Below are 11975 nucleotides of genomic sequence, written 5' to 3'. Positions count from 1 at the left end.
GCCCTACACAACAACAAAAAGGGCGGCCCGCAGGCCGCCCTTCGCACACCCGATCGAGCCCGCCTTATCAGCGCGGCGACGCCACCGCACGATTGCCCGAGGCGCCCTTGCCCTTGCGCTTGTCCTGCTGGGCAGGGCTGGCGCCCTCGGCCATCAGGTTGTCGCTGCCGAAGTCGGTGTCCACGTCCAGCCAGCGCTGCGCCGGCAGGCCGAGCGCGGAGTCGAGCACGGTCGGCAGCAGGCCGCTGGGCAGGCTGCTTTCGCCATTCCACATGATGGCAATGCCCAGATCGCGTTCCGGCACCAGCGCGACCAGGCCGCGATAGCCCTGCACGGCACCGGCATGGAACACCACGTCGTGGCCGGCGTAGTCGAAGGTGCGCCAGCCCAGGGCGTAGCCGGCCGAGTGCAGGCGCTCGCGGCGCCAGCCAGAACGCATCTCGCCGGGGGTGCTGATCAGGCTCGAATGCAGGGTGGCCAGCAGCGGTGCCGGCAGCACGTCGGGGCGGTGGCCGGTGTGGGCGAGCAGCCACTGCGCCATGTCGCTGGCGCTGGCATTGACGCCGGCCGCCGGGGCGACCCGGTAGTAGGTCGGCTTCGGCGTCAGCGAGACCCAGCCGTTGCGGCTGCGCACATGCGGACGCGCCCAGCGCGAGCTGGCCTGGATGCCGGCCAGGCCGAGGCTGGCATCGTTCATGCCCAGCGGCTTGAAGATGCGGCGCTCGACCGACTGCTCGTAGAAGCTGCCGGAGGCCGCGTAGACGACATCGCCGATCAGGCTGAAGGCTACGTTCTGGTAGGCATAGCAGTCGCCAGGCAGGCACTTCAGGCTGGTGTTGGCCAGTTTCTGGGTCAGCGCGTAGTACTCGGCGTTGCCTTCGATGTCGCGGTCGTAGGCGTTGTAGGGCAGGCCGACGCGATGGCTGAGCACGTCGGCCACGGTCAGGCGATCAGTGGCTTCCGGCGAGTTCAGGCGGAAGCCCGGCACGTAGTCGGTGACCTTGCTGTCCCAGCGCAGCGTGCCGTCGTTGACCAGCAGGCCGGCCATGGTGCCGGCGAAGGCCTTGGACAGCGAGGCCAGGCGGAACACGGTGTGCGCATCGACCGGCAGCGGATTGTTGACGTCGGTGACGCCATAGCCGCGCGCGCTGAGGATGCGGCCGCCCTGCACGATCGCCACGGCCATGCCCGGCACGCGTTCGCCATAGGTGAGCTGCTGCGCCATCGATTCGATGTTGGCGACGTTGAAGCCGGGCGCCGGGGCCTGCACGCGCGGCACCAGGCCGGTGCGGTAGGCCGCCGGCTGGGTGTGGGCGACAGTGGGACCCGCAGCGGATTCGATGTTGGTCGGCATCGGCGGCAATGCCGGCGGTGTCTGCGCGGTGGTGGACAAGGCAACGGGCATCAGCATGCCCAGCAAACCGGTGGCCGCCGAACGGATCGGGCGACGCAGGCTGTTCTTTTTCATCGGTTGGACCCGTGCGCGACTGCTGATGGCGATTCTAGCGCCGCTTTTCCCTTGTGCACAAACAAAGCGAAGATGAATGCGCATCTCGTTGAAAAATTTGGAATTTGAGGCGCTGGAAGCATGTATCGGAACGTGTCATCCCGGGCTGATCAGCGGAGCTGATCCGCCCGCAGGAAGGCGCGTCGCGCTGGCGATGTTGCGGTGCATTGGCTAACGTACGCGTTTCATCGCCCCGGAGCCTGCCATGCCGCTGTCCAACCGCCGTCTTCAGGCGAGGGACACCGCGTGAGTGCGGTACGGGGGAAGGGGCCGCTGCAGGGCCTGACGGCGGCACTGCGCGAGTCGCCGGCGCTGTGGTGGTCGTTCCTGTACTTCTTCTGCCTGCTCAGCGGCTACTACGTGCTGCGCCCGGTGCGTGAGGCCATGGCCGCCTCGGCAGACCTGGAAACGGTGTTCCCGCCCGTGCTGATCGCCTGGTTCGCCAACCACGGCGTCGCGTTGAAGGACTTCGTGCTGCAGTTCCTGTTCTCCTGCGTGTTCGTGATCATGCTGGTGCTGCAGCCGGTGTACGGCTGGCTGGTCAGCCGCTTCCCACGACGGGTGTTCCTGCCGGCGGTGTATGGCTTCTTCATCGTGACCCTGCTGGGCTTCTACATGATGTTCGACAGCGGCGTGCCGGGCCGCGGCATGGCCTTCTTCTTCTGGATCACCGTCTTCAACCTGTTCGCGGTGGCGGTGTTCTGGAGCTTCATGGCCGATGTGTTCTCCAATGTGCAGGCCCGGGCCTTCTATGGATACATTGGCGCGGCGGGCACCGTCGGTGCCTTCCTCGGCCCGTTGATCACCAGTGCGCTGGTGCAGCGCGTGGGCATCGCCAACCTCATGCTGGTCTCGGCGGGATTCCTGGTCGTGTGCCTGTTGTGCATCTGGCGGCTGCGGCACTGGGCGGTGCTGCGCGAACGCGAGCAGCAGCTGGTGTCCGGCGAGCAGCCGATGGGCGGCAGCGTGCTGGACGGCCTGAAATTGATCGTGCGCGAGCCGCTGCTGCGCTGGCTGGCGGTGATGGTGGTGTTCGGGGTGGGCGTCGGCACGCTGCTGTACAACCAGCAGGCCAGCATCGTGCGCGCGGCCTTCACCGACCCGGCGGCCAGTACCGCGTTCTTCTCGCGCATCGACCTGGCGGTGAATGCGCTGGCGCTGTTGATGCAGCTGGGCCTGACCCGTTGGTTGCTGTCGCGCCACGGCATCGCGCCGGCACTGCTGATTCCCGGTTTCGCGATCCTGATCGGCTTTTCGGTGCTGGCGGCCTCGCCGATGCCGCTGATGGTCGCGGTGGTGCAGGTGATGACCCGGGCCAGCGAATTCGCACTGGCCAAGCCGGCGCGCGAGACAATCTACACGCGCGTGGACCGGCAGTGGCGCTACAAGGCCGGCGCAGCGATCGACACCGTGGTCTACCGCGGTGCGGACCTGAGCTTTGCCTGGGTGCACAAGGGCCTGTCATTGTTCGGCTCGCACGTAGTGTTCATCGGCGGCATGCTGGTGGCCGCGTGCATGACCGCAGCCGCGTTCGGTGTACTGCGCGAAGAAAAGAAACTGCCGCGCGACCGATGATTTCCCGGGCTCCGAGCCCCATCCCTGTCCAAGGAACCGCCCATGTACTGGATCGCACTCGCCCTGACCTTGCTGGTCGCACTGCTGCACGTCTATTTCCTGGCGCTGGAGATGTTCCTGTGGACCCGCCCGCTGGGTCTGAAGACGTTCCGCAACACGCCGGAGAAGGCGGCGACCACGCGCGTGCTGGCGGCCAACCAGGGCTTGTACAACGGCTTCCTGGCAGCAGGCATCGTGGTGGGGCTGGTGATCGGGCAGCCGGTGCTGGTGACGTTCTCGCTGGCCTGCGTGGTGGTGGCGGGGTGCTATGGGGCGTACAGCGTGAGCCGCCGGATCTTCATGATCCAGGCGGTGCCTGCGATCCTGGCGTTGGTGTTTCGCGCGGTAGCGTAGTTTCCAGCCAACGGCGCAGCCCCTCGTGGGTTGGTCGCGTAGAGCGGGTCATGTGTTGGGTGTGGCGGATGGGCCGTGCAGAGGACGCTGCAAGTACGTCCATGTAAGCTCGATGGCGCCATCCATGGCGCCAACGCCCCTGCACGGCCCACCCGCCACACCCCTGACAGGTTCCGTGTGCGGCCAGCCCACGGACAAGAAAGAGAAGATCAAGAGCAACAGCAACAGCAAAAAGCGGCCGGTGGGCCGCTCTTGCTTCTGCTTCTGCTCTTCTTTTTTCTCTTGCGTGGGTAGACGCCGCAGAGATCCGTCCGAGGCCGGAGGGGTGGGGTCGGGCGGGGTATCCGCGCCATGGATGGCGCGGCTAAGCCTACACGGACGTACTTGCGGCGTCCCCGCCCGGCCCCACCCCTCCGGCCCCACCGATAAACCGCATCCCGCGTCCACCCACGAGGGGCTGCGCCGTTCGCGGGAACTTACTTCGCCGGCGACAACCACATGTCGATCACCGCGCTGAACACCTCCGTCCCCGCACGGTCGCGCACGCTCACCGTCACCGGCAGCGCATAGCCCTCGGCCGCGACAACAATAGGCTGTGCCGGCAGCGCCACCGCCTGCAGCGTGCCACGCGCCTTGGCCAGGTACTGCACCTGCATCCCCTTCGGGATCCAGCGCATGCCCTTCGGCAGCGATGCATCGACCATCAACCCGGCGGTCAGTTCGGCCAGGTTGCACATCGCGATCGCGTGCACCGTGCCGATGTGGTTGCGTACTCTGCGGCGGTCGGCCAGCGTGCCTTCGCAGCGGCCGTGTTCCAGGCGGGTGATGCGTGGCGCGATGCTGGCGAAGTAGGGCGCCTTGAAACACACCGCACGTGAGAACAGCCAGGTGCCGGCAGGCCAGCGCTGCAGGCGGTTGTAGAGCGAGAGCAGGGGCGTGGACATGAGGAGGATTCCGGTCGGCGGATAAAGCGACGGCGGGCCAAGGCCCGCCGTCGAGGCAACGCGTGTCGCGGGCGATCAGGCCGCCTGCGAATGCGGGTCCTTGTGCTGGCGGTCGTAGTAGCTGGCCGCGCGCAGTTCGTGGGTGTCGAAGTCGTCCACGGTGATGGTATCCAGCGTCAGCGTACGCAGCTCTTCCAGCAGGCTGCGCTCGTCCTGGGTGATCACGCCTTCGGCCACGGCTTCGTCCAGCTGGCTCTTGAAGTCCAGCGCCTCGATGCCCTTGCTCTTCAGTGCCTTCAGGAACTTGCGCTCCACCGGCTCGGCCATGATCGCCTTGCTCAGGTAACTGTTGATGCGGCCACCCGGGTTGTTCTCGCACGGGGTCAGGAACACGCCATTGGCGAGACGGTCGCGGGCTTCATTCGGCGCCATCAGCAGGGCGGCGACGCGGCGGCTCAGGCGATCACCCGGAGCCTCGGCACGACGGCCCAACGGGAAGATGAGCGCCCACATCAGCCAGCCGATCGGACGGATCGGGAAGTTGCGCAGCGCGGCCGATAGCGACTCTTCGATCTTGTGCACGCTGTCATGGAAGGCCCAGGCCAGCAGCGGCTGGTCGGCCTGCGGTGCACCTTCGTCGTGGTAGCGCTTGAGCATGGCGCTGGTCATGTAGACATGGCTCAGCACGTCGCCCAGGCGGCCGGACAGCGATTCCTTGAACTTCAGCTTGCCGCCCAGGGTCATCATCGAGATGTCGGCCATCAGCGCCAGGTTGGCCGAGTAACGGTCCAGCTTGCGGAAGTAGCGGCGGGTGTAGGCGTCGCCCGGGGCGGCGCCGAAGCGCGCGCCGGTCAGGCCGAACCAGAACGAACGCACGGCATTGGAGATGCCGAAGCGGATGTGGCCGAACAGGCTGCGGTCGAACTCCTGCAGGCCGGCACGGGTATCCGGATCCTGCGCGGCCTTCATTTCCTTCAGCACCCACGGGTGGCAGAGGATCGCACCCTGGCCGAAGATCAGCAGGCTGCGGGTCATGATGTTGGCGCCTTCCACGGTGATCGCGATCGGCGCGGCCTGCCAGCTGCGGCCGGCGAAGTTGCGCGGCCCCAGGATGATGCCCTTGCCGCCGATCACGTCCATCATGTCCGAGATCACTTCACGGCTCATGGTGGTGCAGTGGTACTTGGCGATGGCCGACGGCACCGACGGCACATCGCCACGGTCAACCGCAGCGGCGGTGGCCTGCGACAGCGCACTGATCTTGTACGCCTTGCCGCCGATGCGGGCAAGCGCTTCTTCCACGCCCTCGAAGCGGCCGACCGACAGGCCGAACTGCTTGCGGATGCGCGCATAGGCGCCGGTCACGGCGGCACCGGCCTTGGCACCGCCGCTGGCGGTGGACGGCAGGGTGATCGAGCGGCCCACCGCCAGGCACTCGTTGAGCATGTTCCAGCCCTTGCCGGCCATGGCTGCGCCGCCGATCAGCTGGGTCAGCGGAATGAACACGTCCTTGCCGCGGATCGGACCGTTCTGGAACGTCGAGTTCAGCGGGAAGTGGCGACGGCCGATTTCGACGCCGGCGGTATCACGCGGCAGCAGGCCCAGGGTGATGCCGATGTCGCGGGTATCGCCGATCAGGCCATCCGGGTCGTACATGCGGAAGGCCAGGCCGATCAGCGAAGCGACCGGGGCCAGGGTAATGTAGCGCTTGTCGAAGGTCAGCTTGACGCCGATCACCTGCTCGCCGTTCCACTCGCCCTTGCAGACGATGCCGTAGTCCGGGATCGAAGTGGCGTCGGAGCCGGCGAACGGACCGGTCAGGCCGAAGCAGGGCACTTCGCGGCCATCGGCCAGGCGCGGCAGGTACTGGTCCTTCTGTTCCTGGGTGCCGTAATGCACCAGCAGTTCACCCGGGCCCAGCGAGTTGGGCACGCCGACGGTGGAGCTGACCACCGAGGACACCGAGGCCAGCTTCTGGATCACCTTGTGGTGGGCCAGCGCGGAGAAACCCAGGCCGCCGTACTCCTTCGGGATGATCATGCCGAAGAACTTGTTCTTCTTGATGAAGGCCCACAGCTCCGGCGGCAGGTCGGCGTGAACGTGGGTGATTTCCCAGTCGTTGACCATCGTGCACAGCTCTTCCACCGGGCCATCGAGGAAGGCCTGTTCTTCAGCGGTCAGCTGCGGCTTGGGGTAGTTGAGCAGGATGTTCCAGTCCGGATCACCGGTGAACAGTTCGCCCTCGAAACCAACCGAACCGGTTTCCAGCGCGATGCGCTCGGTCTGCGAGAGCGGCGGCAGCACCTTGCGGAACACCTTCATCATCGGGCCGGTCAGCAGCGGCTTGCGGATGAACGGCAGCAGCAGCGGCACGGCGATCACCGCCAGCACCGCCGCAGCGACGATGGTGGCGGTCTGGTTGACGTAGGGAATGAACCAGCAGGCGGCCAGCAGGGCCACGCTGATCAGCGTCCAGGTAACCAGCCGCATGCGGTGGTAGGCGACGAAGGCGCCTGCCAGCAGCAAGGCGAGGAAGGGAAGAACGATGCTCATGAGCGTGCTCCGGTGACGTGCTCGTTTGTGGCGGACGAAGCCGCAGCGTCCGCTGCGGGCAACACGTCCAGATAGTCCAACACAGTAGCGGTAAAGGCGTCGTTGTCATCGCCGGCGACCATGTGGGTCGCTTGCGGCAGCTGTACATGGCGCGCATGCGGCGCCAGCGCCAGGAATTCGGCCACGGTCTGCGGCGTGACCAGGTCGCTGCGGCCGCCGCTGACCAGCAGCAGCGGGCACTTCACCTGGCGTGCGGCCTCGGCCAGTGCGTCCTGGTGCTGTTCGCTGTCGCGCGCCAGCTCGGCCACCAGGCGTGGGTCCCAATGCCAGCGCCAGCGCCCGTGGCCGTCCTCGCGCAGCAGCGCACGCAGCGACTGCTCGGATTTGCGCGGCCGGTGCGGCATGTAGGCCGAGATCACGTCGGCGGCCTGGGTCAGCGAGGCGAAGCCGTCGGGATGGGCGGTCATGAAGGCGAGGATGCGCTCGACACCCGCGGTATCCCAGCGCGGGGTGATGTCGACCAGCACCATGGCCGAGAAAAGGCCCGGCCAGCGCGATTCGGCCAGCAGGCCGAACAGGCCACCCATCGAAGCGGCAACCAGTACCGGCGGGCGCGGCTGTTCGCCGGCCAGCACGATCAGGTCGTCGGCGAACTGTTCGCCGTGATAGGGCAGATCGGTGCCATTCCAGTCGGAATCGCCATGGCCGCGGGCGTCGTAGGCCAGCGTCTGCAGGCCGGCCGCGTTCAGTGCGCGGGCAGTGGCGTTCCAGGCATGGCGGGTCTGGCCGAAGCCATGGGCGAACAGGACCCGGCCGCGCCGGCCATGCTCGCTGGCGGTCGCCGCCAGGCGGGCGCCATGGGCGGCGTCCAGGCGCAGGTCATGGAACGCAGCGGGAGTTGGGGACATAACCATACTTGCTAGTATGGAGAGCTTCGAGGGGAAGTCAATACTGCACGGTATGGTGCGTTGCAGAATGCGCGTGGAGGGACCCTTCCGAGGGGCCTGCGACGGTTTCGACCGCAACCGCGTACTGCAACGAACCCCGGCGTATGGTTAAATCAGTCCATGAATCAACCTGACGCTTCCGCCGGCGAACCGCGCGCCGGCCGCAACAGCCGCCTGAGTGCCGAAGACTGGGCCCAGGCGGCCCTCGACCTGATTGCTGAACAAGGCGTAGGCGCCGTCGCGGTGGAGCCGCTGGCACGGCGGCTCGGCGTTACCAAGGGCAGTTTCTACTGGCATTTCCCTTCGCGCGACGCATTGCTGCAGGCGGCGCTGGAACGCTGGGAACTGTTCGAACAGGAACAGGTGTTCGGCAGCCTGGAAGACGTACCGGATCCGCGCGTGCGCCTGCGCCAGCTGTTCCAGATGGTGGCGCATGAAGTGCAGCCGCACATCATCTACAGCGAGCTGCTGAAGGCATTGGATCATCCGATGGTGCGGCCGGTGATCGACCGGGTCTCGCAGCGTCGCCTCGACTATCTGGTCGCCTCGTTCCGCCAGGCCGGCCTCAGCTCGACCGATGCGCGTCATCGCGCACGCCTTGCGTACGCCGCTTATGTCGGCTTCCTGCAGTTGTCGCTGCAGCTGCAGCAGCCCAAGCAGGCGCGCGAGGATTTCGAAGCGTACGTCGAGCATCTGATCGAGACGCTGATTCCGAACGGATGAGTGCCCGGAAATGATCTCGAAGGAAGGCCGCAGCGATGCTGCGGCCTTTTTTGTTGTGCGCTGGCCAGCGCCCGTCCATGGCGCACAAAGAACAACGGCCCCTTTCGGGGCCGTTGCTGCATCAGCTGATCAGGTTCCCGATCAGAACTTCTGCTTGTACTGCATGTACATGAAGCGACCGATGTCGTAGCCACCGTAGTAGGAGAACTGCGAGTTCGGTGCCGAGTACATCTGCGGGCCGTAGTGGTCGAACACGTTGCGCGCACCGACGGCGATGGTCGCATTCCACGGTGCGTTCCAGGAGACCTGGACGTCGTGGAACATGGTCGAGCCACGCTTGTTCATCGGCTGGTCACGCACCGGATCCGGCGAACCGAAGTCCGGCAGGCTGCACTCGTCGCTGTAGTAGCAACGCTCCTTGACGCTGGAGAAGTAGCGGGTGCCCCAGGTCACGCCCCAGTCGCCACGCTCCCAGCCCAGCACCAGGTTCGAACGCAGGCGGAAGTTGCTGCCGAAGCCGTTGAGGATCGACACCGGCACCTGCTGCGCGTTGGTGGTCTTCAGTACGTTCTTGGTGACGTAGCTGTTCTGCAGGTTGGCGCTGAAGGTACCCCAGCTGTCGGTCTCGAAGCGGTACGCCACGTCGAAATCGAAGCCTTCGGTTTCCTGGTAACCGGCATTACGCGGTGCGTAGGTCAGGTTGATCACGTTGTGACGGTTCGGATCACGGGTGAACGAGTTGCAGCGCTCGGCGATGCCAAGCACGTAGCAGTCGTTCAGCTGGTCATCCGGGCTGTCGGTGACGATGGTGTTGGTGATCTTGATGTTCCACCAGTCCAGGCTCATGTTCAGGCCCTGGGCGAAGGTCGGGCTCCACACCAGGCCAACGGTCTTGGACTTGGACTTTTCCGGAGTCAGGTTCGGGTTGGAGACGGCGTTGAACGGATCCGGCGTCTGCTCATCCGGACCGCTGGCCGGCACATAACCCTGGCGCAGCTGGCGGAAGGTGCTGGCGGTCGGACCGATGGCCGCGGCACAACGGGCGGCGACGCCCGGCTGATCAGTTGAGCCGAACGAGGTGTCGCACGGATCGGTGAAGTACGCGAAGGTCTGCGAGCTGCCACCGTACAGATTGTCGATGGTCGGCGCACGGAAGCCTTCGGCGTAGGTCGCACGTACCAGCAGCTGGTCGATCGGCTTCCACTTCAGGCCGAACTTGTTGTTGGTGGTGTCGCCGAAGGTGCTGTACTTCGAGTAACGGGTGGCGGCGTTGAAGCTCAGTTCCTTGGCACCCGGCAGGTCGGCCAGGATCGGAACATTCAACTCCAGATAGACTTCGTTGACGTCGTAACCACCACCGGTCGGGCCGGCGGCCAGATCGGTCGAGTAGCCGGTCTGCGACAGCGCGTCCGGATTGTACGAACCCTTGTCTTCGCGGTACTCGTAACCCAGCGCGAAGCCCAGGTCGCCGGCGGGCAGGGTGAACAGGCTGCCGGCGATGTTCGCGTAGTAGGTCTTGGTGGTGACTTCACCGGTGTTCTTGGTGGTCGGGAACAGGAACTGCTGCAGATCCGGGTTGCCGGTCAGGCCACCGTCACCGGTACGGCCGTACGGAATGGCCGGGTTCCACGGCAGGCAGCCGCCGGCGCCCGGGCCATAGATCGGATTGGAACCGTCAACCAGGCCAGCGGCCGTACCGCACTCGACGCGGCCGGTGGCCGGGTTGAAGAACGACGGACCGGTGGCGGCATTGACCGCCAGCACGTTGTAGTTGCCGGTCTGGCTCTGCTGGTTCTCCGAGTTCTGGTAGATGTAGCCGGCTTCCCAGTCGAAGTACTTGTCATTGAACTGGAAGCTGCCCTGCAGGGCGCCGGTGAAGCGGAAGGTGGTCAGCTTGTTGGTCGACAGGCGCGGCACTTCCCAGCCACGGCGCATGAAGCCCATATCCTTGCCGAAGGGGTTGTAGTAGCTGTCGGCATCCCACTTGGCACCCAGGCGCTCATACGACGCGGACTGCAACGGATAGCCTGCGACCTGGGCCTGCGACTCACGACGGGTATACAGCAGGTCGGAGACGAAGCGGATGTTGTCGGTCAGGTCGTACTGGACGTTGGCGAACACCGAGCGACGCTTGGTCGGCGTCAGCAGGTGCATCTGCGTGTTGGAGTTGCTGGTATCACCGGTGATGCCGGCGAAGTCCTGGTCGTGGTACTGGTTGACGTCGCGATAGTCGCCACCGCGGTTCAGCACCAGCCAGTCATCGGTATCCGGATCGATGATGGTGCCCCACTGGCTGACCGGGCTCCAGTTCTGGGCCGGGTGGAAGGTGGTGCGCGGGTAACGGCTGAACCAGCGGTCCTTGGCCCACACTTCCTTCTCTTCGGCGTACTCGGCGCCGATGGTGATCGAGCCACGGTCACCGGTGAAACCGGCCACGAAGTCGTAGCTGGTCTTCTGGCCGTCGCCTTCGCCGTACTGGCCGACGTAGGCGTTGGCTTCCAGGCCCTGGAAGTTCTTGCGGGTGATGATGTTGATCACGCCGGCGATCGCGTCGGAGCCGTAGATCGACGACGCGCCGTCCTTCAGTACGTCGATGCGCTCGACGATGGCCGACGGAATCTGCGACACGTCCTGCAGGCCGCTGACGCTGGCGCCGAGGCGCTTGCCGTCGACCAGCACCAGGGTGCGCTCGGCACCGAGGTTGCGCAGGTCGATGTAGAAGCCACCGACGGCTTCGCCGGAGGACAGCGGCTCGGAACGGCTGATGGCCGGGCTGCCGGCGGCTGCGATGTTCTGCAGGACGTCGGCAACCGTCTTGAAGCCGCTCTTCTCGATCGAAGCACGGCTGATGCTCAGAACGGGCTGGGCGGTTTCGGTATCGACCTGACGGATGCGCGAACCGGTGACCTCGATGCGGTCGAGGTTGGTGGCTTCCTGGGCGTGGGCCGTCGCGGTGGTGGCACCGGCGACAAGCGCGATCACAACTGCGTCACGCAGCTGGCTGGACTTGAGTTTCATTGGCTCTCTCTCTCCAAGAAATCTTGGCTGGGGTTAATGCCCGGCGGGGGAGCGAAAAAGCGCTCCCAAATCGCGAGGCTGACCCGATAGTAACGGGCGTTCGCCAAGAATTAAAGCTGTGTTAATGAAGTCTGTGATTTTGGTAAAAACGCGATTTTTCCAGCCTAATCAACGGGTTGCTGGCATGGTCGTGCTGATCTGCCTCGTTTGTTAACGCAGAATGATGAAAAAAGGTTCGACTGATATGTATCCCAATATGTCGATACGCTCTGCGGTCGATACCGCTCATGCTAGTGCGAGCCAGGCACGCAGATG

The 11975-nt window shown here is 65.4% G+C and carries 8 protein-coding genes; 3 read left to right on the top strand and 5 right to left on the bottom strand.

Translation table 11 applies throughout. The features are described from left to right. Nucleotides 1-67 precede the first annotated feature (67 nt). Complete coding sequence (locus ACM0PB_RS17150) at nt 68-1468, bottom strand: serine hydrolase domain-containing protein (protein ID WP_005418422.1); 1401 nt, start codon at nt 1466-1468, stop codon at nt 68-70. Nucleotides 1469-1753: 285 nt separating this feature from the next. On the opposite strand from ACM0PB_RS17150, the gene ACM0PB_RS17145 reads away from it, so the two are divergent. Together ACM0PB_RS17145 and ACM0PB_RS17140 are read left to right on the top strand one after the other, a co-directional pair. After that, complete coding sequence (locus tag ACM0PB_RS17145) at nt 1754-3082, top strand: NTP/NDP exchange transporter (protein ID WP_005418421.1); 1329 nt, start codon at nt 1754-1756, stop codon at nt 3080-3082. Between the two features lie 42 nt (nt 3083-3124). Continuing rightward, entirely contained in the window at nt 3125-3475 is a 351-nt protein-coding gene (locus tag ACM0PB_RS17140) for a DUF1304 domain-containing protein (protein WP_005418419.1), read from the top strand. 476 nt (nt 3476-3951) lie between these two features. Here the strand turns inward: ACM0PB_RS17140 and ACM0PB_RS17135 are convergent, their stop codons facing one another. From ACM0PB_RS17135 to ACM0PB_RS17125, 3 genes are all read right to left on the bottom strand, one after another. After that, the gene (locus ACM0PB_RS17135; protein ID WP_065185427.1) at nt 3952-4419 is read right to left on the bottom strand and encodes a hotdog fold domain-containing protein; all 468 of its coding nucleotides are present in this window, start codon (nt 4417-4419) and stop codon (nt 3952-3954) included. 75 nt (nt 4420-4494) lie between these two features. Further along, complete coding sequence (locus tag ACM0PB_RS17130; protein WP_164229830.1) at nt 4495-6972, bottom strand: acyl-CoA dehydrogenase; 2478 nt, start codon at nt 6970-6972, stop codon at nt 4495-4497. After that, nucleotides 6969-7886 carry an alpha/beta fold hydrolase gene (locus ACM0PB_RS17125; RefSeq protein ID WP_053501026.1) on the bottom strand — a complete coding sequence of 306 codons (918 nt, stop codon included), beginning with the start codon at nt 7884-7886 and terminating at the stop codon, nt 6969-6971. Before ACM0PB_RS17125 ends, ACM0PB_RS17130 begins: the two co-directional genes overlap by 4 nt. Before the next feature lie 153 nt (nt 7887-8039). Between ACM0PB_RS17125 and ACM0PB_RS17120 the strand changes: the two genes are divergently transcribed. After that, entirely contained in the window at nt 8040-8642 is a 603-nt protein-coding gene (locus ACM0PB_RS17120) for a TetR/AcrR family transcriptional regulator (RefSeq protein WP_005418411.1), read from the top strand. Nucleotides 8643-8783: 141 nt separating this feature from the next. Here ACM0PB_RS17120 and ACM0PB_RS17115 read toward each other — a convergent pair whose 3' ends face one another. Continuing rightward, the gene (locus tag ACM0PB_RS17115; protein ID WP_065185429.1) at nt 8784-11660 is read right to left on the bottom strand and encodes a TonB-dependent receptor domain-containing protein; all 2877 of its coding nucleotides are present in this window, start codon (nt 11658-11660) and stop codon (nt 8784-8786) included. Nucleotides 11661-11975: the final 315 nt, after the last annotated feature.

The organism is Stenotrophomonas sp. AR029 (assembly GCF_047520695.2).
GTDB classification, from domain to species: domain Bacteria; phylum Pseudomonadota; class Gammaproteobacteria; order Xanthomonadales; family Xanthomonadaceae; genus Stenotrophomonas; species Stenotrophomonas sepilia.
This window is presented reverse-complemented; position numbering and strand designations above follow the sequence as displayed.